This window comes from Kitasatospora sp. NPDC004272, from assembly GCF_053603035.1.
In genome coordinates, this window is sequence record NZ_JBSGET010000139.1 from 1 (window position 1) to 23,574 (window position 23,574).

The 23,574-nt window shown below is 73.0% G+C and carries 16 protein-coding genes and 1 pseudogene; 5 read left to right on the plus strand and 12 right to left on the minus strand.

What is annotated here, in order from left to right:
• On the minus strand, positions 1 to 672 hold a 672-nt coding region (locus tag ACWEO5_RS31280; protein WP_452165539.1), incomplete at its 3' end, for an IclR family transcriptional regulator.
• A gap of 260 nt (positions 673 to 932) precedes the next feature.
• On the opposite strand from ACWEO5_RS31280, the gene ACWEO5_RS31285 reads away from it, so the two are divergent.
• Positions 933 to 3,422 (plus strand): glycoside hydrolase family 9 protein, encoded by a 2,490-nt coding sequence (locus tag ACWEO5_RS31285; protein WP_452165540.1) that lies wholly within the window; start codon positions 933 to 935, stop codon positions 3,420 to 3,422.
• Between the two features lie 61 nt (positions 3,423 to 3,483).
• On the opposite strand, the gene ACWEO5_RS31290 is transcribed toward ACWEO5_RS31285, so the two are convergent.
• Positions 3,484 to 4,827, minus strand: a complete 1,344-nt coding sequence (locus ACWEO5_RS31290; RefSeq protein WP_452165541.1) for an extracellular catalytic domain type 1 short-chain-length polyhydroxyalkanoate depolymerase — start codon at positions 4,825 to 4,827, stop codon at positions 3,484 to 3,486.
• 521 nt (positions 4,828 to 5,348) lie between these two features.
• On the opposite strand from ACWEO5_RS31290, the pseudogene ACWEO5_RS31295 reads away from it, so the two are divergent.
• A pseudogene (locus ACWEO5_RS31295) lies at positions 5,349 to 6,827 on the plus strand (endo-1,4-beta-xylanase); the annotation flags it as partial.
• A gap of 274 nt (positions 6,828 to 7,101) precedes the next feature.
• On the plus strand, positions 7,102 to 8,499 hold the full coding sequence (locus tag ACWEO5_RS31300; RefSeq protein ID WP_452165551.1) for a non-reducing end alpha-L-arabinofuranosidase family hydrolase: 1,398 nt from the start codon (positions 7,102 to 7,104) through the stop codon (positions 8,497 to 8,499).
• A gap of 102 nt (positions 8,500 to 8,601) precedes the next feature.
• Here the strand turns inward: ACWEO5_RS31300 and ACWEO5_RS31305 are convergent, their stop codons facing one another.
• The 7 genes from ACWEO5_RS31305 to ACWEO5_RS31335 all read right to left on the minus strand — a co-directional run bounded on the left by ACWEO5_RS31305 (position 8,602) and on the right by ACWEO5_RS31335 (position 17,392).
• A complete protein-coding gene (locus ACWEO5_RS31305; RefSeq protein WP_452165542.1) occupies positions 8,602 to 10,305 on the minus strand; it encodes an ABC transporter substrate-binding protein in 1,704 nt (567 codons plus the stop codon).
• Positions 10,306 to 10,387: 82 nt separating this feature from the next.
• Complete coding sequence (locus ACWEO5_RS31310) at positions 10,388 to 11,425, minus strand: ABC transporter ATP-binding protein (protein WP_452165543.1); 1,038 nt, start codon at positions 11,423 to 11,425, stop codon at positions 10,388 to 10,390.
• Positions 11,422 to 12,486, minus strand: coding sequence for an ABC transporter ATP-binding protein (locus ACWEO5_RS31315; protein WP_452165544.1), 1,065 nt, complete (start codon positions 12,484 to 12,486; stop codon positions 11,422 to 11,424). Before ACWEO5_RS31315 ends, ACWEO5_RS31310 begins: the two co-directional genes overlap by 4 nt.
• The gene (locus ACWEO5_RS31320; RefSeq protein WP_452165545.1) at positions 12,483 to 13,439 is read right to left on the minus strand and encodes an ABC transporter permease; all 957 of its coding nucleotides are present in this window, start codon (positions 13,437 to 13,439) and stop codon (positions 12,483 to 12,485) included. The genes ACWEO5_RS31315 and ACWEO5_RS31320 overlap by 4 nt, the downstream gene beginning before the upstream one ends.
• 3 nt (positions 13,440 to 13,442) lie before the next feature.
• The gene (locus ACWEO5_RS31325) at positions 13,443 to 14,432 is read right to left on the minus strand and encodes an ABC transporter permease (RefSeq protein WP_344555966.1); all 990 of its coding nucleotides are present in this window, start codon (positions 14,430 to 14,432) and stop codon (positions 13,443 to 13,445) included.
• Positions 14,433 to 14,523: 91 nt separating this feature from the next.
• Positions 14,524 to 15,969, minus strand: a complete 1,446-nt coding sequence (locus ACWEO5_RS31330; RefSeq protein ID WP_452165546.1) for a GH1 family beta-glucosidase — start codon at positions 15,967 to 15,969, stop codon at positions 14,524 to 14,526.
• A 391-nt stretch (positions 15,970 to 16,360) separates the two neighbouring features.
• Entirely contained in the window at positions 16,361 to 17,392 is a 1,032-nt protein-coding gene (locus ACWEO5_RS31335; RefSeq protein WP_452165547.1) for a LacI family DNA-binding transcriptional regulator, read from the minus strand.
• 304 nt (positions 17,393 to 17,696) lie between these two features.
• On the opposite strand from ACWEO5_RS31335, the gene ACWEO5_RS31340 reads away from it, so the two are divergent.
• Entirely contained in the window at positions 17,697 to 18,668 is a 972-nt protein-coding gene (locus ACWEO5_RS31340) for a glycoside hydrolase family 6 protein (protein WP_452165548.1), read from the plus strand.
• A gap of 109 nt (positions 18,669 to 18,777) precedes the next feature.
• Entirely contained in the window at positions 18,778 to 20,067 is a 1,290-nt protein-coding gene (locus ACWEO5_RS31345; protein WP_452165549.1) for a glycoside hydrolase family 6 protein, read from the plus strand.
• 116 nt (positions 20,068 to 20,183) lie between these two features.
• Here ACWEO5_RS31345 and ACWEO5_RS31350 read toward each other — a convergent pair whose 3' ends face one another.
• The 3 genes from ACWEO5_RS31350 to ACWEO5_RS31360 are packed head-to-tail and all read right to left on the minus strand — an operon-like array spanning position 20,184 to position 23,473.
• Positions 20,184 to 21,404 (minus strand): ROK family protein, encoded by a 1,221-nt coding sequence (locus tag ACWEO5_RS31350; protein WP_452165550.1) that lies wholly within the window; start codon positions 21,402 to 21,404, stop codon positions 20,184 to 20,186.
• 12 nt (positions 21,405 to 21,416) lie between these two features.
• Positions 21,417 to 22,697, minus strand: a complete 1,281-nt coding sequence (locus tag ACWEO5_RS31355) for a sugar ABC transporter permease (RefSeq protein ID WP_344555978.1) — start codon at positions 22,695 to 22,697, stop codon at positions 21,417 to 21,419.
• The gene (locus ACWEO5_RS31360; protein WP_344555979.1) at positions 22,694 to 23,473 is read right to left on the minus strand and encodes an ATP-binding cassette domain-containing protein; all 780 of its coding nucleotides are present in this window, start codon (positions 23,471 to 23,473) and stop codon (positions 22,694 to 22,696) included. The genes ACWEO5_RS31355 and ACWEO5_RS31360 overlap by 4 nt, the downstream gene beginning before the upstream one ends.
• Between the last annotated feature and the right edge of the window lie 101 nt (positions 23,474 to 23,574).

The following is a 23,574-nucleotide window of genomic DNA, read 5'->3' on the forward strand; positions in this document are numbered from 1 at the left end:
GGCGCGCACCACCACGGAGACCGCCGCGACCACCGCGCCGTCGCCGCCGCGGACCGGGGCCGCCACCGACAGCGCGTCCTCGGTGACCTGGCGGTCGCTGACCGCCAGCCCGGTGGTGCGCACCGCGGCCAGCAGCCGCCGCAGCCGCTCCGGGTCGGTCACCGTCCAGGGGGTGAAGGCGGCGAGGTCGGCCGCCAGGTACGCCTCCTGGAAGGCCGCCGGGGCGTGCGCGAGCAGGGCCAGGCCGACGCCGGTGGCGTGCAGCGGCCAGTGCGTGCCGGGCCGGATGTGCACGCCGACCGAGGAACGGCCGGCCAGGCGGTCCACGTAGACCGCGTCGCCGCCCTCCCGGACGGCCAGTTGCACGTTCTCGCGGGTCGCCTCGTACAGGTCCTCCAGGAACGGCAGGGCCGCCTCGCGCAGCACCGGCCCGCGCGGGGCGAGCGTGCCGAGCTCGAACAGGCGCAGGCCGACGTGGTAGACGCCGTCGGCGTCGCGCTCCAGCGCGCCCCAGGCGGTGAGTTCGGACAGCAGCCGGTGCGCGGTGGGCAGCGGGAGCCCGGCGCGGCGGCCGACCTCGGTGAGCGTCAGGGCGGGGGCCGCCCGGTCGAAGGCGGCCAGCACGGACAGCAGCCGTCCGGCGGCGTTGGTGGCCGGGGTCTGGAAGGTCATGGGCGCGACCGTAGGGCATCGAGCGGTGCACGAACAGGGGTGGTCGCGGTGGGCGCGACCAGTGCGGATGCGCTCCGCCGCCGGCCCGGCGGCGCCGCGGGGCGGCTCCCGCTTCCGGGCGGACGCCAACTCGCTCTGGTTTACCGCCTCTTGACGTGCCCGCTGCCCGGCTGGCTTCATTGGGGCGGATGGGAGCGCTCCCACCCCCATGGGAGCGCCCACCCCACGCATCCCCTCCCCCCACAGGAAGGCTCCCACCCGTGCCTCCGATCACCTCAGGCCGCGGGCTGCCCCGCCGCGCGGCCGCCGTGCTGACCGGTCTGACCCTGCTCGCGGGCGGCGTCACCGCCAGCGCGCTCGCCCCGGCCGGCGCCGCCACCGTCAGCGCGGCCGCCGTCGGCGCGCCCGCCGACTTCCCGGTCCGGGTCAACCAGCTCGGTTACCTGCCGGACGGCCCCAAGCGGGCCACCGTGGTCAGCTCGGCGACCGCCCCGCTCGCCTGGCAGCTGCGCGACTCCTCCGGCGCGCAGGTCGCGACCGGCAGCACCACCGTGCACGGCGCCGACCAGGCGTCCGGCCAGTCCACCCACCTGGTGGACTTCGGCGCGTACACCGGCACCGGCAGCGGCTTCACGCTGGTCGTCGGCAACCTGGCCAGCCACCCGTTCGACATCTCGGCCGCGCTGTACGACGGGCTGCGCGCCGACAGCCTGAACTTCTTCTACCAGCAGCGCAGCGGCATCGCGATCGACGCGAACCTGGCCGGCGGCAGCGCGTACGCCCGCCCCGCCGGACACCTGGGGGTGGCGCCGAACAAGGGCGACACCAGCGTGCCGTGCCAGGCCGGGGTGTGCGACTACCGGCAGGACGTGCGCGGCGGCTGGTACGACGCCGGCGACCAGGGCAAGTACGTGGTCAACGGCGGCATCGCGACCTGGGAGCTGGTCAACTCCTTCGAGCGGGCCCGCCGTTCGGGCGGGGACGCGGCCCTCGGCGACTCCACGCTGCGGGTGCCCGAGCGCGGCAACGGCGTGCCGGACGTGCTGGACGAGGCCCGCTGGGAGCTGGACTTCCTGCTGCGGATGCAGGTCCCGGACGGCAAGCCGATGGCCGGGATGGCCTTCCACAAGATCCACGACGCGCAGTGGACCGGCCTGCCGACCCGCCCCGACCTGGACGACCAGCAGCGCGAGCTGCACAAGCCGTCCACCGCCGCCACGCTCAACCTGGCCGCCACCGCCGCCCAGTGCGCCCGGGTCTACGCGCCGTACGACGCCGCGTTCGCCGCCCGCTGCCTGGACGCGGCCCGCCGCGCCTGGACGGCCGCCAAGGCCAACCCGAACGTGCTCGCCCCGGCCACCGACAGCACCGGCGGCGGCGCCTACGAGGACGCCGACGTCTCCGACGAGTTCTACTGGGCGGCGGCCGAACTCCTCGCCACCACCGGCGAGTCCCAGTACCGGGACGCGGTCACCTCCTCGCCGCTGCACACCAAGCCGGTGGACGCGTTCTGGTGGGGCGGCACCGCGACGCTCGGCCGGATCACCCTGGCCACCGTGCCCGGCGTCGCGCTGCCCGCCGACGACGTGACCCGGCTGCGCGGCCTGCTGACCACGGCCGCCGACGGCTACCTGTCCACCATGAACGGCCAGGGCTACGCGGTGCCGCTCGCCCCCGACGGCTACGTGTGGGGCTCCAACAGCTCGGTCGCCAACAACGCGATGGTGCTGGCCGTCGCCTACGAGCTGACCGGCACCGCCCGCTACCGCACCGGCGCGCTGGAGACGATGGACTACCTGCTGGGCCGCAACGCCCTGGACCGCTCCTACGTGAGCGGCTACGGCGAGCGCGCCTCGGAGAACGAGCACCACCGCTTCTGGGCGCACCAGAACGACGCCTCGCTCCCGCACCCGCCGGCCGGCTCCTTCGCGGGCGGCCCCAACTCCGGCCTGCAGGACCCGATCGCCGAGGCCCAGCTGGCGGGCTGCGCCCCGGCGGCCTGCTACGTGGACGACATCGGCTCGTACTCGACCAACGAGGTGGCGATCAACTGGAACGCCTCGCTGGCCTGGCTGGCCTCGTTCGCCGCCGAGCGGCGCGCGGCCCCGGTGACGCCCGCCGTCCAGGTGGCCCCGGCGGCGGTGACCGTCCCCGAGGGCGGCTCGGCGTCGGTCGCGGTCAAGCTCTCGGCCGCGCCCGCCCAGAACGTGACGGTGACGGTCACCCGCACCTCGGGGGACACCGACCTGTCGGCCGCCACCTCCTCGCTGGTCTTCACCCCGGCCAACTGGGCCACCGCGCAGCAGGTTTCGCTGACGGCGGCGCAGGACGCGGACGCGCTGGCGGGCAGCGCGGTCTTCACCGCGGCCGGCCCGGGCGTCCAGTCGGCGACCTTCACGGCGACCGAGGCGGACGACGACACCGCGCCGCCGGCGGCCTCCTGCGCGGTGGCGTACAAGGTGGACAGCTCCTGGAGCAACGGGTTCACCGCGACGGTGACGGTGAAGAACACCGGCGCCTCGACCGTCTCCGGCTGGACGCTCGGCTGGAGCTTCGGCGGTGACCAGCGGATCTCCAACGCCTGGAACGCGACGCTCTCCCAGAGCGGCAGCGCCGTGACCGCGCGGGACGCCGGCTGGAACGGCACCCTGGCGCCCGGCGCGAGCGCGAGCTTCGGCTTCCAGGCGACGTACTCCGGCTCCAACGCGACGCCGGCCCGGTTCACCGTGAACGGCGCCGACTGCGCCTGAGCACCGGCCCGGCCGCCCACCCTCGCGGGGTGGACGGCCGGGCCGTCAGGGCGTCAGGGCGTCAGCCCAGCTTCCACTGCTGGTTGCTGCCGCCGCTGCAGCTCCACAGCTGGACGGGCGTGCCGTCGGCGGTGCCCAGCCCGGCCACGTCCAGGCAGAGCCCCGACTGCACGCCGGTGACGGTGCCGTTGGCGTTGACCTGCCACTGCTGGTTGGGCTGGCCGTTGCAGGACCAGACGATCGCCCTGGTGCCGTTGGCGGTGCCCTTGGCCTCGGCGTCCAGGCACAGCGTGGCGCCGCCGACGGTCACGGTCAGCTGGTTCGACGCCGTGCGGGTCCAGGTCTGGTTCGCGGCGCCGTTGCAGGCGGCGATCTGCTGCTGGGTGCCGGCCGCGGTGCTCGGGTCGGTCAGGCACTTGCCCGCGCCGACCGCGCGCAGCGCGCCGGCGCCACCGCCGGAGGGGGCGGCGTCCAGGCCCATGAAGTGGATCGCGTTGGCGGCCATCCCGGCGCCCTGGACCGGCAGTTGGTGTCCGGCGCCGGAGATGCCGTACGCCTCGACCTGGGTGGTGCCGGAGCCGTTGTTGTAGCGGGTCCTGGTCCAGCCGGAGGCGGGGGTGTCGGTGGCCGAGGGCGTCTGGCTCACGCCGAGGACGTCGGTCCACTGCTTGATCTCTTCGCCGAGGTTGTTGTAGTTGAGGATGGTGTCGGCGGTGCCGTGCCACAGCTGCACCCGCGGGCGCGGGCCGCTGTAGCCGGGGTAGGCGCCCCGCGCCAGGTTGCCCCACTGCTGCGGGGTCATCGAGACCTGGCCCTGGGCGCAGGCCGAGTTCCAGCCGCGCACCGAGCCGGTGTAGAAGCAGTGCTGGGGCACGCCCATGAACGCCGCACCGGCCTTGAAGACGTCCGGGTAGTCGGCGAGCATCACGTTGGTCATCATGCCGCCGGAGGACTCGCCGGTGACGTACACGGCGTTGGCGTTGCCGCCGTAGTGCTGCTCGGTGTAGGTGATCATCGACATCAGTCCGACCGGGTCGCTGCCGCCGCCCCGGGTCAGCGCCTGGTCGGAGGAGACGTCCCAGCAGCTGCCGCTCGGGTTGGTCGACGGGTAGATGACCAGGAAGCCGTACTGGTCGGCGAGTTGGCCGAAGTCGGTGCTGGAGTACAGGTAGGGGCCGGTGCCCTGGCAGCCGTGCAGGGCGAGCAGGATCGGTGGATCGGGCTTGACCGAGGCCGGTACGTACAGGTGCATGAGCAGGCCGGTCGGGTTGGTGCCGAAGTTCGTGATCTGGGTCAGCGAGGCCGCGGCGGCGCGGGGCGCCGTCTGCAGGTTCAGGCCGAGGGCGAGGGCGAGCACGGCGAGGACGCCGACCAGCCTGGACGCGAACGAGTGGATTCGGGGCATGGTGCCTCTCCGTCGGGAGTGCCAACGGCGTGAAGAGGGTCCGGCGCCACCACGGATGAGCGACCGATGGTACCCGCCGCGCGCCACCGCTGTCGCCGACTGCCTTGTCGGCGGCAGGAGTTGACCGAGGCGCCGCGCCCTTTCCACCTGGGGTTCCCCTGGGCGGCGGCGCCCGCCGCCCGTCGTGAAAGTTGCAGGTCGTGAGGGACCGGGCCCACCGTGGGGGCCGGACCGTCGGCTCGGATCGGCCGCTGCGCGGAGTATTGACAACCCGGGGCGCCTGGTACACATTTCACCGGGGCAACCGTGGAGAAGCGCTCTTTCTCGCAACAGTGATTGTTAGCGCTAACAGCATGATCGAGGACCCGGCGCCCACCTCCCCCTCGATCGCTTCTCCCGCCCCGCGCGCCCTGCCGGTCAGGAACGACCCGGCGGGACACGCGCCCGCACGACCGTCGGCGCGAGGCACCAGGTCTCCCCGGCGCGCACTCTCCTCCCCCACCCAAGGAGAACGATCCGTCATGCCACGGCCCAACGGAAAGACCCGTCTCCGCACCTTCCTGACCCCGGCCGCCTGCACGGCGGTCGGCCTGGTGGCGGTCCTCACCGCCGGCCCCACCGCCCAGGCGGCCGGGGCGACCACGCTCGGCGCCGCGGCGGCCGGCAGCAACCGCTACTTCGGCACCGCGGTCGCCTCGGGCCGCCTCGGCGACTCGACGTACAGCACCATCCTCGACCGGGAATTCAACATGATCACCCCGGAGAACGAGATGAAGTGGGACACGGTCGAACCGTCCCGGGGCTCGTTCAACTTCGGCCCCGGCGACTCGATCGTCAACCACGCCAACGCGCACGGCCAGCGGATGCGCGGCCACACCCTGGTCTGGCACAACCAGCTGCCCGGCTGGGTCAGCTCGATCGGCGACGCCAACACGCTGCGCAGCGTGATGAACAACCACATCACCCAGGAGATGTCCCACTACAAGGGCAAGATCTACGCCTGGGACGTGGTCAACGAGGCCTTCGCCGACAACGGCACCGGCCAGCACCGCAGTTCGGTGTTCCAGAACGTGCTGGGCAACGGCTTCATCGAGGAGGCGTTCCGCACCGCGCGCGGCGTCGACCCCGCGGCCAAGCTCTGCTACAACGACTACAGCATCGAGGACTGGTCCTCCGCCAAGACGCAGGGCGTCTACAACATGGTGAAGGACTTCAAGGCCCGCGGCGTGCCGATCGACTGCGTCGGCTTCCAGAGCCACTTCGGCAGCGGCGGCGCGCCCGCGAGCTTCCGCACCACGCTGTCGAACTTCGCCGCGCTCGGCGTCGACGTCCAGCTCACCGAGCTCGACATCGCCCAGGCCTCCGCCGGCGCGTACGCCAACGCCGTCCAGGCCTGCCTCGACACCGCCCGCTGCACCGGCGTCACGGTCTGGGGCATCCGCGACAGCGACTCCTGGCGCACCGGAGAGAACGCGCTGCTGTTCGACAACAACGGCAACAAGAAGGCCGCCTACACCTCGGTGCTCAACGCCCTGAACGGCAGCAACGGCGGCGGTGGCACCCCGACCGGGGGCATCGTCTCCGGCAACGTGTACGCGCTCACCGACGTGGCGGCCGGGCGCGTCCTGGACGAGCCCTCCGGGCAGAACGGCAACGGCACCCAGCTCCAGGTCTGGGACGCCAACGGCACCGCCGCCAACCAGCACTGGCGGGCCACCCAGAACGGCGACGGCAGCTACACCCTGACCAACACCGCCAGCGGCCGGGTGCTGGACGAGCCCGGCAGCCAGACCGCCAACGGGACGCGGATGCAGGTCTGGGACGCCAACGGCGGCGCCAACCAGCACTGGCGGGCCACCCAGAACGGCGACGGCTCCTACACCCTGGTCAACGTCGCCAGCGGCAAGGCGCTGGAGATCCCCGGCGGCCAGACCGCCAACGGCGCGCCCGTCCAGATCTGGGACTCCAACGGCGGCGCCAACCAGCACTGGGCCTTCCAGTGAGCCCGGCCGCCCGGCCGAACCGCTGAACCGCTGAACCGCTGAACCGCACCACCGTGCCGGCCCGCTGAGCCGGCCCACCGAGCCGAGCCGCGCCCGCCTCCGGTCCCCGGACCGGGCGCGGCTCCTTCCGGCGGCCCGACCGCGAGTCCGAGCGCACAGGACTGTGAGCGCTCACATCCGGGCCGCGCCCCCACCCCTCCCCCACCCCGAGGAGATTTCCGTGCACAGCCGAAATCCGAGCCGCAGGCAGCTGTCCGTGCTGCTCACCGCGATGGTCGCGACCGTGGCGGCGCTGGCGGCGATGCTCGTCGCCGGCCCCGCCGCCCAGGCGGCCACCACCGGCGCCCTGAAGAGCACTTCCTCCGGCCGCTGCCTCGACGTGTCGGGCGGCACCCAGACCGACGGCACGCTGCTGCAGATCTACGACTGCTGGAACGGCACCAACCAGCAGTGGACGCTGACCTCCGCCAACGAGCTGACCGTCTACGGCAACAAGTGCCTGGACGTCCCCAACCACGCGACCGCCGCCGGCACCCGGGTGCAGATCTGGGCCTGCAGCGGCGGCGCGAACCAGCAGTGGCGGTTGAACGCCGACGGCACGGTCGTCGGCGTCGAGTCCGGCCTGTGCCTGGACGTCACCGGCGGCGCCACCGCCAACGGCACCGCCGTGGAGCTGTGGACCTGCAACGGCCGCAGCAACCAGCAGTGGACCGGCCTGGGCACCAGCAGCCCGACCACGCCCCCGTCCACCGGCGGCACCACCTGCCCGCTCCCGTCGACCTACCGGTGGAGCTCCACCGGCGTCCTGGCGCAGCCCGCCAACGGCTGGGCCGCGCTGAAGGACTTCACCGACGTCGTCTACAACGGCAAGCACCTGGTGTACGCCTCGAACGTGAACGGTTCCTCGTACGGCTCGATGGCGTTCGCGCCGTTCACCAACTGGTCCGACATGGCCTCGGCCGCCCAGACCGGGATGGGCCAGGCCGCGGTGGCGCCGACGCTGTTCTACTTCGCGCCGAAGAACGTCTGGATCCTCGCCTACCAGTGGGGCGCCTCGCCGTTCGTCTACCGCACCTCCAGCGACCCGACCAACCCCAACGGCTGGTCCGCGCCGCAGGCGCTGTTCACCGGCAGCATCCCGAACTCCGGTACCGGCCCGATCGACCAGACGCTGATCGCCGACGACCAGAACATGTACCTGTTCTTCGCCGGTGACAACGGCAGCATCTACCGGGCGAGCATGCCGATCGGCAACTTCCCGGGCAACTTCGGCTCCTCGTACACCACGGTGATGACCGACACCGCGAAGAACCTGTTCGAGGCCCCGCAGGTCTACAAGGTCAAGGGCCAGAACCAGTACCTGATGATCGTCGAGGCCCGGGGGGCCAGCGAGCAGCGCTACTTCCGCTCCTTCACCGCCACCAGCCTGAGCGGTTCCTGGACCCCGCAGGCCGCCACCGAGGCCAACCCGTTCGCGGGCAAGGCCAACAGCGGCGCCGGCTGGACCAACGACATCAGCCACGGTGACCTGGTCCGCAACAACCCCGACCAGACCATGACCATCGACCCCTGCAACCTGCAGCTGCTCTACCAGGGCAAGTCGCCCACCGCGTCCGGCAGCTACGACCAGCTCCCCTGGCGCCCGGGCGTGCTGACGCTCCAGCACTGACCCGGCCCGAGCCGCGGTGGGCGCCTCCTGACGGGCGCCCACCGCACGCGAAGGGGGCCCCGGCCGTCCAACGGCCGGGGCCCTTCGCGTGCGGTGGCGGGATCAGTCGCGCGGGCTGAGGTGCAGGATGATGTACTCGTACGCCTGGGAGTTCGGCGACGGGTTGATGTAGGGGTCGTTCTCGTTCGGCCAGCCGGTGAAGTCGGTGTCGTTGTACTCGTACCAGGCCGCGCCGTAGAACACCGGGACGGCGGGGACGTCGTCCGACATGATCTGCTGGAGGGTGTTCAGCGCCGTCTTCTCGGCGTCGGCGTCGCCCGCGTTCTGGAACGCCTTGACGGCGTCGCGGACCTTCGGGGAGTCGTACTTGCTGAAGTCGCCCGCCGCGACCTGGCCGGCCTCGGCGCCCATGCCCGGGTCGAGGACGTACTGCAGGCGCTGGAACGGGGTGCCGCCCTGGCCCCAGTGGACGGCCGCCTCGTAGTTGCCGGTGGTGATCGCGGTGTTCCAGCTGTTGAAGTCGAAGGCGCCGTTGGTGCTGACGTCGAAGCCGAGCGCGTTCAGGTCCTTGGCCATCGCCTGCGCGGTGCACCAGTAGTCGGAGAACGAGTTGGGGTCGATGATGGTGAACTTGATGGTCTTGCCGTCGCGGGTCCACTTGCCGCCGCCGTCCTTGGTCCAGCCCGCCGCGCCGAGCAGCGCGTCGACCCGGCCCGCGTCGGCGTCCGGCTTGAGGTCGTTCGCCAGCGCCGGGGCGACCATCGCCTGGTCGGCCGGCAGCAGCAGGCCGCCGGAGGAGGTGGCGGGACGGGCGTAGTCGGTCTCGCACTGGCCCGCGTAGGCGCCGCGGTTGAGGCCAGCGCTGATCGCCTTGCGGACGGCGGGGTCGGCGAGCGCGGGGGAGGTGGTGCTCTTGTTGTTGAGCATCAGGGAGACCGTGTTGGACGCCGGGAAGTACGGCGCCGTGGCCTGGAACAGGTGGTGGTGCTCGGGGTCCTTGCCGACGAAGGTGTTCTGGACGTTGGTGATGTTGTTGCCGGTGAGGTCGATCTCGCCGTTGTTGAGCGCCAGGGTGGCGGCGTCGTTGGTCGCGTAGGCGGGGAAGGAGACGTGCTGCACCTTCGGCTTCTCCCGGAAGGCCGGGTTGACCTTGAAGGTGACGTTCTGCGCGGTGAACTTGTCCACCAGGTACGGGCCGGTGCCGATCGCCTGGTCGGCCTTGATGACCGCGTTGCCCGGGCTGCTGATCGTGGACCAGATGTGCTTGGGCACGATCAGCTGGTTGCCGATGCCGATGAAGTTGGCCTTCTGCGGGCTGTCGAAGGTCAGCACCACGGTGGTCGCGTCCGGGGTGGCGATGCTGCTGGGCAGCGGCGCGCCGCCGGTGTTGGTGGCCGGGTCGGCCTTCAGCATCTCGAAGGTGAACTTGACGTCCTCGGAGGTGAAGGGCTTGCCGTCGCTGAAGTTGATGCCGGACTGGAGCGCCAGGGTGAGCGTCCGGTTGCCGTCCGACCACGCGAAGGACTTGGCGAGCCACGGGATCGGCGGCTGGTCGGCCTTGAGGGTGTTGAACTGGAAGAGCGGCTCGAAGACCAGCGAGCGGGCGTTCTGGGCCGAGATGAAGGAGTTGCCGTCGAAGGGGTTGTAGTTCTCGGTGAACGACGGCATCGGGGTCGACTCGACCACCAGGGTCCGGTCGGCGCCGGCGTCGGTGGACTTCGAACCGCCGGCGTCGGTGCAGGCGGTGGCGCCGAGGCCGACGGCGGCGACCAGGGCGAGGGCTCTGAGCAGGGTGGAACGGCGCATGGCGGGGTGCTCCTGGGGTGGGGGTGTCGGGGTGGGTCCCGGATGGGTTCCGGATGGGTTCCGGATGGGGGGTGACGGTCGTTCAGGCGGGCGCGGTGCCCGGTGCCCGCTCGGGGTCGAGCAGCCAGCAGGCGGCGACCTGGTCGCCCGCGGCGGGCCGCACCGGCGGCGCGCTCTCGGCGCACACCGGCATCGCGAGCGGGCAGCGCGGGTGGAAGCGGCAGCCGCTCGGCGGGTCGATCAGGCTGGGCGGTGCGCCGCGCCCGCGCAGCACCACCGGTTCGCGGCGGTGCGGGTCGGGGGCGGCGCTCAGCAGCAGCCGGGTGTAGGGGTGCGCGGGGGCGTCGGTGACCTGGACGGCCGGGCCGGACTCGACGACCTGCCCGGCGTACATCACCACGACGGTGTCGGCGAGGTAGCGGGCCGAGGCGATGTCGTGGGTGACGTACAGGATGGCGAGCCGTTCGCGTTCGCGCAGTTCGTCGAGCAGGTTGAGCACGCCGAGGCGGATCGAGACGTCGAGCATGGAGACCGGCTCGTCGGCGAGCAGCACCCGGGGCCGCACGGCGAGGCCGCGGGCGATGGCGACCCGCTGGCGCTGGCCGCCGGACAGCTCGTGCGGGAACTTGTCGAGGTAGCGTTCGGCCGGGGTGAGGCTGACGCGTTCGAGCAGTTCCGCGGCGCGGGCGTCGAGTTCGCTCCCGCGCAGGCCGTGGTGCAGCTTGAGCGGGCGGCGCAGGTGGTAGCGGATGCTGTGCACGGCGTTCAGTGAGGAGAACGGGTCCTGGAGCACCAGGTGCACCTGGCCGGCGTAGGCGCGCCGGGCCCGCGCGGAGCCGCCGACCGGTTCGCCGTCCAGCAGCAGTTCGCCGGCGGTCGGGGCGGTCAGCCGGGTCAGCAGCCGCGACAGGGTGGACTTGCCGGAGCCGGACTCGCCGACCACGGCGGTGACGGTGCCCTCCGGCAGGGCCAGCGAGACGTCCTCGACGGCGCGCACGACCCGGCCGCGCCGGACTCCCCCGTGGACCGGGAAGTGCTTGGTGAGGCCGCGGGCCTCCAGTGCGGGGGTGCCCGGGCGCTTCGGGCCGTGCACCACCCGGGCGGTGTCGGTGCTGGTCACAGGGTGCTCCCAAGGACTCGGGCGAGCGGCGCCGGGACGTGCTCGCCGCCGGTGTGCAGCCAGCAGGCGGCCGCGCGGTCGGCGGGGGCGCCGTCGGGTGCGGGGGCGCCGTCGGGTGCGGCGGGTTCGGTGAGCCGGGGGGTCTCGTGCGCGCAGCGCTCCAGCGCGAACGGGCAGCGCGGGTGGAAGGCGCAGCCGGCGGGCAGCGCGGTGAGCGCGGGCGGGGCCCCGGGGATGCCCTCCATCCGCACCCGTTCGCCGTGCAGCGCCGGGAAGGAGTTCAGCAGCCCCAGCGTGTACGGGTGCCGCGGGCTGTGGAACAGCCGCTGGGCGTCGGCGAGTTCGACGATCCGCCCGGCGTACATGATGGCGATGGTGTCGGCGAGTTCGATCAGCAGCGACAGGTCGTGGGTGATGAACACGATCGCGAAGCCGAGGCGGTCCTTGAGCTGCATCAGCTCGTCCAGGATCTCCCGCTGGGTCACCACGTCCAGTGCGGTGGTCGGTTCGTCCATGATGACGACCCGGGGCTCCAGGGCCAGCGCCATCGCGATCATCACGCGCTGGCGCATGCCGCCGGACAGTTCGTGCGGGTAGCTGCGCAGCCGCTCCTCGCCGATGCCGACCAGGCGCAGCAGTTCGACGGCCCGCTCCCGCCGTTCGGCGGCGCCCAGTTGGGAGCGGTGGGCGCGGAGCGCGTCGGTGAGCTGGGCGTCGATCCGGGCGACCGGGTTCAGCGCGTGCATCGCGCTCTGGAAGACCACCGAGATCTGGTCCCAGCGGATCCGGCGCAGCGTGGCGGCGTCCGCCTCCAGCAGGTCGAGGACGCCGTCGGGGCCGTGGAAGCGCACCTCGCCGCCGGTGATCACGCCGGGGGCGCGCAGCAGTCTGGTGACGGCGTACGCCAGGGTGGACTTTCCGGAGCCGGACTCGCCGGCCAGGCCGAGGACCTCGCCGCGGCGCAGGGTCAGGGTGGCGTCGGTGACGGCGCGCACGCCGCCCTTGCCGACGCCGTAGTCGACGCACAGGTCGCGGACTTCGAGGACGGGTTCGCCGGTCACGGCTGCGCCTCCTTCAGCGGGACGGGGGTCGGCGAAGCGGCCTGCGGTGCGGCGGACTTCAGCACGGGGGTGAGGCCGAGGCGGAAGACCACCCCGCGGGCCCGGCCGGTGCGGGCCGAGGTGAGCCGGGGGTTGATCACCTCGTCGATGCCGAAGTTGACCAGGGCGAGGGCGATGCCGACCAGTGCGACGGCCAGCGCCGGCGGCAGGTACCACCACCAGTAGCCGTTGACGGCGGCGCCCGAGGACTGGGCCTCGTTGAGCACGGTGCCCCAGGTCACCGAGGCGGGGCTGATCACGCCCAGCCAGGCCAGTGCGGTGTAGGTGCCGATGCCGTAGATGACGGTGAAGATGAACGCCGACGCCAGGATCGGCAGCAGGTTCGGCACCACTTCGAACAGGATGATCCGCCAGGTGCGTTCGCCGATCACCCGGGCCGCCTCGACGTAGTCGGCGGCGCGCAGCGCCAGGGTCTGCGCCCGCAGCACGCGGGCGCCCCAGGCCCAGGCGGTGAGGGCGATCACCGAGCCGATCAGCAGCGGATTGCTGGTCTCCGCGGGCGGCAGCGGCTTCATGATCACCATCAGGATCAGCAGGCCGGGCAGCGCCAGGAAGATGTTGGCCAGGGCGGAGAGCAGGTCGTCCACCAGGCCGCCGACGAAGCCGGCGGTGACGCCGACCGCGACGGACAGCAGGCAGGCGAACAGCCCGGCGAGGAAGGAGATCAGCAGGGTGTCCCGGCCGCCGGTCAGCAGCCGCGAGAACAGGTCGTGCTGCTGCTGGTCGGTGCCGAGCCAGAACCGGCCCGAGGGGGCGAGCGGCAGACCGCTGGTGCGGTCGGCCTGCCAGTCGGCGGAGTGCGGCGCGATCATCGGTCCGACCACGGCCAGCAGCAGGAGCAGCAGCAGCAGGACCGAGCCGGCGAGCACTTTCGGGGAGCGGAGCACGCGCATCGCTCAGGCCTCCTTGCGGGCACGGGGGTCGAGGGCGACGTAGGCGAGGTCCGCGACCAGGTTCACGGCCAGCACGGTGAGGACGACGACCAGCAGGATCCCCTGGAGCAGCGGGTAGTCGCCGGCGAGGATGGCCTGGTAGATCTGCCAGCCGACGCCGGGGTAGGTGAAGACGATCTCGGTGACCAGTGAGCCGGTCACCACCAGGCTGATCGACAGGGCGAAGTTGGAGATGGTCGGCAGGATCGCGTTGCGCGCCGCCACCGCGGCCACCCGCCACTGCGGGAGCCCCTTCGCGGCGGCGACCAGGACGTAGTCCTCGTCCATCGTGGTGATCATCATGTTGCGCATGCCGATCACCCAGCCGGCCAGCGAGGCCAGCACCACGGTCAGCGCGGGCAGCGTGCCGTGCTCGATCACGCTGGTGACGAACGGTCCGTTCCAGCCCGGGGTCAGGTGGGCGTGCCGGCCGGTGTCGTAGCCGTTCTGGTAGGGGAAGAAGCCGCCGAAGTAGCCGAGCGTCATCATCACCAGGAAGGCCAGGATGAAGTACGGCACGGACTGGAAGAAGGTCACGGCGGGCAGCAGGCCGTCCAGCAGCCCGTTGCGCTTCCAGCCGACGACGATCCCGGCCAGCGTGCCGACCACGAAGGCCAGCGCGGTCGCCGTGCCGACCAGGCCCAGCGTCCACGGCAGGGTGTCGCCCAGGATCGAGGAGACCGGCGCGGACTGCGAGGTGGACAGGCCCAGGTCTCCGTGGAGCAGGCCGGACAGGTAGGTCAGGTACTGGCTCAGCACGCTGTGGTCGGCGCCGGTGCCGTACTGCGCCTCCAGGGCCCGGATCGCCGCCGGGTCGAGGTTGGCGCCGCGCAGCTTGGCCAGCGCGTTCTGCAGGGCGCTGCCGGGCAGCAGCCGGGCCAGGAAGAAGTTCAGGGTCACCGCGGCGAAGCCGGCCAGCAGGTAGAAGCCGAGGCGGCGCAGTAGCGTCCGCATGCCGATGCTCCCTTCGGGGTCCTCGGGCGCCACTGGCGCGTGGGTGGTCGGTGCGGCCGGGCGGCCGCGGGACGGAGGGGGCGGGGCACGGTCAGGACAGCGAGCGCGGGACGGCGCCGGTGCGGCACGCCCGGCCGTACCAGTGCGCGCTGGCCTTCGGGGTGCGCCGCTGGGTGGGGAAGTCGACGTGCACCATGCCGAAGCGCTTCGCGTAGCCGTACGCCCACTCGAAGTTGTCCAGCAGCGACCACAGGAAGTAGCCCGCCACCGGTACGCCCGCCTCGATCGCCCGGTGCACCGCGGTCAGGTGCTGGTGGACGAAGGCGATCCGCTCCCGGTCGTTCACCACGCCCTCGGGGGTGACGTAGTCCTCGCAGGCCATCCCGTTCTCGGTGATGACCACGGGCAGGCCGGGGCGCTCCAGGTGGATCCGGTCCAGCAGGTCGCGCAGGCCGGTCGGGTCGATGCTCCAGTTCATCGCGGTCAGCTCGCCGGGCGGCTGGTGGAAGGCGACGTGCTCCGCGCCGGGCCACGGCGAGTGGTCGCTGCGGCCGTGGCAGTCGTCGCGGGAGGCGCCGCTGCCGGAGACCACCGCCGGGGAGTAGTAGTTCAGGCCGAGCTGGTCGATCGGCGCGCCGATCGCCGCCAGGTCGCCGGGGCGCACCAGCTGCTCCCAGTCGACCAGGTGCGCGGTGTCCTGGAGCAGGTCCGCGTCGTAGCGGCCGCGCAGCACCGGGCTCAGGAAGATCCGGTTGCCGACGGCGTCGATCCGGCGCACGGCCTCCTGGTCCTCCGGGCTGTCGGTGAGCGGCCGCACCTGGTGCAGGTTGAGCGAGACCGACAGCTGGGCGGTGCCCGGGAGGGCGGCGCGCAGCGCGGCGACGCCCCGGCCGTGCGCCAGGTTGAGGTGGTGGGCGGCCTTGAGCGCCTCGCCGGGGTCGGTGCGGCCCGGGGCGTGCACGCCGGAGCCGTAGCCGAGGAAGGCCGAGCACCAGGGCTCGTTCAGCGTGGTCCAGTGCCGCACCCGGTCGCCGAGGGCCCCGGCCACCAGGGACGCGTACTCGCCGAAGCGCTCCGCGGTCTCCCGGACCGTCCAGCCGCCTGCGTCCTGCAGGTGCTGCGGCAGGTCCCAGTGGTACAGGGTGGCCAGCGGGGTGATGCCGGCCGCCAGCAGTTCGTCCACCAGGGCGCGGTAGAAGTCGAGCCCGCGCTCGACGGCCGGGCCGCGGCCGGTCGGCTGCACCCGGGGCCAGGCCACCGAGAAGCGGTACGCGCTCAGCCCGAGGTCCTTCATCAGCGCGACGTCCTCGCGCCAGCGGTGGTAGTGGTCGACCGCCAGGTCGCCGGTGTCGCCGCGGTTGACCTTGCCCGGCGTGTGGCTGAAGGTGTCCCAGATGGACGGGGTCCGGCCGTCCTCGGCCACCGCGCCCTCGATCTGGTAGGCGGAGGTGGCGGTGCCCCAGAGGAACTCCGGCGGGAAGCGGAGGAAGTCGTCGGCGGGGGCCTCGGCGGCCTTGCGGTCCTGGACCTCGGTCATTGTGGGAGCGCTCCCATGCATTCGAAACGGCTGCCGCCACGGCGTCTGAACGATGCGCCGGGTGGGCAGGAAAGAGGCGAGAGGCTCACCGGAAGCCGGAAGCGCTTCCAGTGGCAGTGCCGGAAGTTTCTGGCTTGTCAGGTGGAGGTGTCAAGAGTTTGAACGGCCGATACCGGAATGAAACTGGAAGCGCTTCCAGTCCGTGACCGGAGCCGCCCGGCGGATGGCGGGCAGGCGGGGCGGGCGGGCGGCGCCAGCGGGCGGGCACCAGGCGCCAGGCGGGGCGGGCAAGCGAGCGGGCAAGCGAGCGGGCGGGCGGTGCGGCGGCAACGCGACCGGCCCGGCCCCCGCCGTGCGTACGGGCGGGGGCCGGGCTGGACCGCGGGGCGGGTCAGTCCTCCGTCGGCAGGTCCGGGGCGGACTCGCGCACGGTCAGGCGGGTCGGCAGGATCAGCGGGCCGGGGTCGTTCCCCTCGATGGCGCCCACCAGCATCCGGGCCATCTCGCGCCCCAGCGACCGCACCGGCTGGTGCACGGTGGTGAGCGGCGGGGCGGTGTGCCGGGCACTGGCCAGGTCGTTGAAGCCGATCACCGCGACGTCCTCGGGCACCCGCAGCCCGTGCGTGCGCAGCGTGCGCAGCGCGCCGATGGCCATCGCGTCGGAGGCGGTGAACAGCGCGTCCGGCGCGGGGTGGGCCGCGAGCAGCCGCTCCATGGCGGCGGCTCCGCCGTCCTCGGTGAAGTCGCCGGCCTCGACGCCGAGCAGCGGCACCCCGGCCAGGGCCAGGCCCTCGGTGAAGCCCCGCTCGCGGGCGGCGGAGACCTGGGTGTCCAGCTGGCCGGTGATCATGACGGGCCGTCGGCGCCCGGTCCGGACGAAGTGCTCGGCCGCCAGCCGGGCGCCGCCCCGGTTGTCGGCGTCCACGTACCAGCGCGGCTCGCCGGTGAGCGGCAGGCCGCCGAACACCACCGGGAGGTCGGTCTGTTCGGCGAGCCGGCCGAGCGGGTCGTCGCCGCGCAGCGCCATCAGCATCACGCCGTCGGCGCGGCGCGAGCGCAGCAGCCGTTCCAGCCGGTCGCGCCCGCGCGGGGTGTTCGCCAGCAGCAGCACCAGCTCCAGGTCGGTCGGCTCCAGCGCGGCGCTCACGCCGACGATCACCTCGGCGAAGAAGGGATCGGCGAACAGCCCCGGCTCGTCGCTGGAGACCGCCAGCACCACCGCGCCGACCCGCCGGGTGGCCAGGGCCTGCGCGGTCGGGTTGGGGACGAAACCGAGTTCGCGCACCGCGCGTTCGACCGCCTCCCGCTTGGCCCGGCTGACGTGCGGGGCGTTGTTGATCACCCGGGAAGCCGCCGTGCGCGAGACGCCGGCGCGCTGGGCCACCTCGTCGAGCGTGGGCATGCGCTTGGGTGACGACTCCATGGAAACGGCTGCTCCTCGGGCTGCGGGGCGTCGGACAGGGGTCATGATTCCACGGCATCCGGTGGCCACGAAGTCCGCGGAAAGCGGCACCCGCCCCGACCTGGCCATGGAAAGTGGTAGCGCTTCCAGCGTACCCCGACCATCGAAGGGCGACAGTGGCCGAATCGCGCGGGGCCGGATGCCCCTGGTGCAGGAAGTATTGACACGGCTCCCCTCTGGGCCCAATCATCCCCATCACGCGATTCGATTCGCACCAAACTGGAAGCGCTTCCACTTCTCCGCCCCCACCCACGGAGGAAGAACCGTGCGCAAGCCCACCCGAGCGGCAGCCTCGCTGCTGGCCGGCCTGCTCGCCGCCGGCCTCGCCCTGACCGATGCCGGTCCGGCGTACGCGGCCGACCCCACCACCATGACCAGCGGTTTCTACGTGGACCCGGACAACTCCGCGCTGCGCTGGGCCAACGCCAACCCCGGCGACGGCCGCGCCGCGGCGATCCGCGCCAACATCGCCAACACCCCAGCGGCCCGCTGGTTCGGCAACTGGAGCGGCGACATCGGGGCGGCCACCGGCGCCTACGTCGGCCGTGCCGACGCCTACGACAAGCTGCCCGTCCTGGTCGCCTACAACATCCCCAACCGGGACGTCTGCGGCGGCCAGTCCGGCGGCGGCGCGGGCAGCCGGGCCGCGTACGACACCTGGATCGCCGCCTTCGCCAGCGGCATCGGCAACCGCCCGGCGGTGGTCATCCTCGAACCCGACGCGCTCGGTGACCAGAGCTGCCTGACGTCCGCCCAGGTCTCCGACCGCAACGCCATGCTGAAGAACGCCATCGCGCAGTTCAACGCCAAGGCCCCCAACACCTGGGTCTACCTCGACGCCGGCAACCCCGGCTGGATCAGCGCCCCCACCATGGCGCAGCACCTCGCCGCCGCCGGGGTCAGCGGGGCGCACGGCTTCTCGCTGAACGTCTCCAACTACTTCACCACCGGCGAGAACACCGCCTACGGCAACGCCGTCAACGGCGCGCTCGGCGCGTACGGCTACACCAAGCCGTTCGTGGTCGACACCAGCCGCAACGGCAACGGCTCCAACGGCCAGTGGTGCAACCCGGCCGGGCGCCGGACCGGCACGCCCACCCGGACCGGCGGCGGCGCCGAGATGCTGCTGTGGATCAAGGAGCCGGGCGAGTCCGACGGCAACTGCGGCGTCGGGGCGGGCTCTTCGGCGGGGCAGTTCCTGCCGGAGGTCGCCTACAAGATGATCTACGGCTACTGACCGCCGGGTCCTGCCACCGCGCCGGACGCCCACCGCCCCACCGGGCGGGCCCGGGGGAGCCGCTCCCCCGGGCCCGCCACCACCGACACCCACCCACTGAAGGAACACCGTGCGCATTCCCCTGCACCGCGCCGCCCTCCCGGCGAGCGCGCTGGCGCTGCTGATCGGCGGTGCCGTCCCGGCCGCCGCCGCGCCCCGCCCCGCCCCGGCCTCCCACGCGCTCGCCCCGGACACCGTGTTCTACGTCGACCCCGACAGCGACGCGACCCGGCAGGCGCTCACCGACCTGAAGCACCACGACCTCGCCGGCGCCAGGAACATGGCGAAGCTGGCCAGTTGGCCCGAGGCCGCGTGGTTCACCGGCGGCACCCCGGCCGAGGTCGAGTCCCAGGTCCGGGACCTGGTGCGCCGCGCCGGGCGTGCCAAGGCGGTGCCCGTGCTGGTGGCGTACGACATCCCGCTGCGGGACTGCTCCCAGTACTCCGCCGGCGGCGCGCAGTCGGACGCCGAGTACCGGGCCTGGATCGACGCCTTCGCCCGGGGCCTGGGCGACAGCAAGGCCGTGGTGGTGCTGGAGCCCGACGGGCTGGCCAACCTCCCGGCCGACTGCGCGCCGGGCGCGGACCCGACCGGCGAGCAGACCGCGGGCCGGCTCGCCGACCTCAACCACGCGGTCGACGCGCTGGAGCGGCAGCCGAACAGCGTGGTCTACCTGGACGCGGGCAACAGCCACTGGCAGAGCGTCGGCAACGCGGCGCAGCGCCTGATCGACGCGGGCGTCGGGCGCGCCCAGGGCTTCTCGCTGAACGTCTCCAACTACTTCGCCACCGACCGGGCCACCCGCTACGGCACCTGGGTCTCGCAGTGCGTGTGGTTCGCCACCGCGGGCCCGGAGTGGGCCAGGGGCCACGCCGACTGGTGCGCGAGCCAGTACTACTCCCCCGCGGCGCCGAACGACGGGCAGCCGGGCAACGCGGTCGACGTGGAGGACCCGTCCACCTGGCACTGGACCGACCAGTGGTTCCAGCAGAACGTCGGCAGCCCGTCCGCCGGCGAGCTCGCCCACTTCGTGGTCGACACCAGCCGCAACGGCCGCGGCGACTGGAAGCCCCCGGTCGGCAAGTACAGCGGCGACCCGCAGACCTGGTGCAACGCGCCCGGCAGCGGGATCGGCGACCGTCCGACCGCGAACACCGGCGTGCCGCTCGCCGACGCCTTCCTGTGGATCAAGACCGTGGGCCAGTCCGACGGCCAGTGCAACCGCAGCGTCCCCGGCGGCACCGTCGACCCCGAGTACGGCGTCGTCGACCCGGCCGCCGGTGCCTGGTGGCCCGAGCAGGCCGCGTCCCTGGTGGCGAACGCCGCTCCGGCGCTGACCTTCAACCCCGCCCGGCACTGACCGTCCCCGTCGCACGGCCGGCCGCCGTCCCCTCCCGCCCGGGGGGACGGCGGCCGGTCGTGCCCTTTCCCGGGCCGGGCTAGTGCCGCGTCAGGCGACCTTTGCCTGACGCGGCACTAGCGTCCGAACGGCCGGGCGAGCCGGGCGAGCGTCTCCAGCGGTCGGGCGAGCACCTCGGAGAAGGCCAGTTCGGCGGCGCCGATCAGCACGGTGTCGTCGCCGAGTTCGCTGACCCGCAGGCGCAGTCGTTCCCGGACGGCGGCCAGCGCGTTGGTGTTGATCCGGCTGCGCACCTGGGCGGCGGAGCCGAGGAAGACGTCCCGGAGGGTGCCGCCGAGGACGACCAGTTCCGGGTCGAGGAGGTTGGCCAGGTTGGCGATGCCGATGCCGAGCCAGTCGCCGACCCGGTGCAGGGCGGCGCGCGCGGTGACGTCCCCGAGGTCGGCGGCGGCGACGACGGACCGGACGGCCTCGGTGCCGGTGGTGCGGCCGTCCCGTCCGGCGGCCTCCAGCAGGGCCCGTTCGCCGGCCTCGGCCTCCAGGCAGCCGCGGGCCCCGCAGCCGCAGGGCCGCCCCTGGTGCGGGTTGACGGTCATGTGGCCGATCTCGCCGGCGTACCCGCGTTCTCCGCGCAGCAGTTCGCCGGCGGTGATCACGCCGGCGCCGATGCCGATCTCGCCGTGCAGGTAGACCAGGTTGCGGCTGCCGCGGCCGCTGCCGCGGCGGTGCTCGGCGAGCGCGCCGAGGTTGGCCTCGTTGGCGACCTGGACGGGCACGTCGGGGCGGAGCCGGGCGGTGAGCGCGCCGGCGAGGTCGACGCCCTTCCAGCCCATGTTGGGGGTGAGGCTGACCAGGCCGTCGGGGTGGCGGACGATGCCGCGGACCGCCGCGGCCACGCCGACGCAGGTGCTGCCCTCGGGGGTGCGGGCCAGCATCTCGCGGGCGGAGTCGGCGAGCAGGTCGGCCACCCGTTCCGGGTCCTGCGGCCGACCGTCGGACCACGGGTGCTCGCGGCGGTCCAGGAAGGCGCCGCCGAGTCCGACCAGGGCGGCGGACAGCCGTTCGACGCCGACGTCCAGCGCGAGGACGTGCGCGCGGGCGGGCTCCGGGCTGACGACCAGTGAGGGCCGGCCGGCCCGGCCGGTCTCCTGCGGGAGTTCCTCGCGGACCAGGCCCGCGGCCGCCAGGTCGCCGACCAGGCCCAGGATGGTGCTGCGGTTGAGGCCGAGCCCGGCCGCCAGGACGGCCCGCGAGGTCGGCCCCTCGTAGTGGACGTGGCGCAGCAGGGCGCCCAGGTTGTGCTGGCGGACCTCTTCCTGGGAAGGACCGGCTCTCATCGCGGGTGACCCTCATCGTCGGGCGGTGCGGCGGCGGGACATGGCGTCCACGCCGGCGGCCACCAGCAGTACCGATCCCGTGACAGCGTACTTGACGCCCGAGCTGTACCCCATCAGTCCCATGCCGTTCTGGATCACCGCGACGACCAGGCCGCCGAGCACCGCGTCGACCACCCGGCCGCGGCCGCCGAACAGGCTGGTGCCGCCGATCACGGCGCTGCCGACGGCGAGCAGCAGGACGTTGCTGCCACCGGTGTTGGGGTCCACGGAGTTGCCCCGGGAGGCGGCGATGACGCCGCCGACGGCGGCCAGGCAGGAGCAGATGACGAAGGCGGCGATCCGGATGAAGGCGACGTTGATCCCGGCCCGGCGGGCGGCCTCGGGGCTGCCGCCGACGGCGTAGACGTGCAGGCCGAAGTTGGTGCGCTGCAGGGTGAAGGTGCCCAGCAGCAGGAGCGCGCCGATCACCGGCACCACGAGCGGGACGCCCTTGAGCGAGTTGACCAGGACGTTGCGGCTGCGTTCCTGGTTGAGCAGGGCCACGGCGGTGGCGCCGAGCACGACGACGGCGCCGATCCGGACGGCGAGCAGGGCCGTCGGGGTGCCGGTGAGGCCGCGGCCGCGCCGGTCGCGGCTGCGGCGCACCTGGAGGACGGCGTAGCCGGCGGCGCAGGCGGCCAGCAGCAGCCAGCCGAGCAGGGGGCTGAGGTTGTCGTTGGCGATCGCCAGGACGGTCGGGTCCTTGATCGAGACGTTGGTGCCCTCCTTCAGCAGGATCAGCACGACGCCCTGGAAGCCGAGGAACGCGGCCAGCGTCACCACGAAGGACGGGATGCCGACCTTGGCGACGAGGGTGCCGAGCAGCAGGCCGATGACGGCGCCGGTCAGCAGGGCCGCGGTCACCGCGCCGTACCAGGGCCAGCCGTGGTTGGTCAGCAGGATGGCCAGGACGGCGGCGCAGACGCCGCTGGCGTACCCGGCCGACAGGTCGATCTCGCCGAGCAGCAGGACGAAGACCAGGCCCATGGCGATGGCGATGCTGCCGGCGCTCTGGGTGAGCAGGTTGGCGAAGTTCAGGTTGGAGAGGAAGACCGGGCGCAGCAGTGCGAAGAACGTGCACAGCACGACCAGGCCGGCGACGGCGGGCAGCGAGCCGAGTTCGCCCGCGCGGATCCGGTCGAGGTAGCCGCGGCCGAGTTCCGCCAGGCCGGTGCCGGGTCCGGGTCCGGCCGGCCGCTCGGGGTTCCCGGGCTTCCCGGGCTGCTCCGGCTTCTCGGAGGCGAGGGCGGTCATGCGGCGGCTCCCTTGGGGGTGTGCTGCGGGCCGAGGTCGCCGCTGCGGCCCGAGGTGATCAGTTCGACGACCTGGGCGTGCGTCACGTCGGTGGCCTTGACCTGGGCGGCCATCCGGCCGAGGTAGAGCGCGGCGATCCGGTCGGAGACCGCGAAGACGTCGTTCATGTTGTGCGAGATGAGCACGACGGCCAGGCCGTTGTCGGCCAGTCGGCGCACGAGTTCGAGGACCTGGGCGGTCTGGGCGACGCCGAGGGCGGCGGTGGGCTCGTCGAGGACCACCAGTTTGCTGTTCCACAGCACCGCCTTGGCGATGGCGACGGTCTGGCGCTGGCCGCCGGAGAGGCTGGAGACCTTCTGGCGCAGGGATTTGACGGTGCGCACCGACAGGCTCTTGAGCGTGGCGGCGGCCATCTCCTCCATGGTGGCGTCGTCGAGGACCAGGCCGCGGCGCTTCTCCCGGCCGAGGAACATGTTCTGGACGATGTCGAGGTTGTCGCACAGCGCGAGGTCCTGGTAGACGATCTCCACGCCGAGCGCGGCGGCGTCGCGGGGGCTGTGCACCTGGACCGGCCGGCCCTCGAAGAGGTAGTCGCCCGCGTCGATGGGGTGGATGCCGCCGATGCACTTGACCAGCGTCGACTTGCCCGCGCCGTTGTCGCCGACGAGGGCCGTCACCTCCCCGGCGCGGGCGCTCAGCGCGACGTCGTGCAGGACTTGGACCGGGCCGAATGCCTTGTCGATCCCGCGCAGTTCGAGGACCGGTGTTTCTGTCATGGATGGGACTCCTGGTGGGCGTCAGCGGGGGTGCGGCGGGGCGGGCCCCGCGCCGGGGGCCCCGGCCCCCCCCCCCCGCGCCGACGTTGTAGACGAAGCCG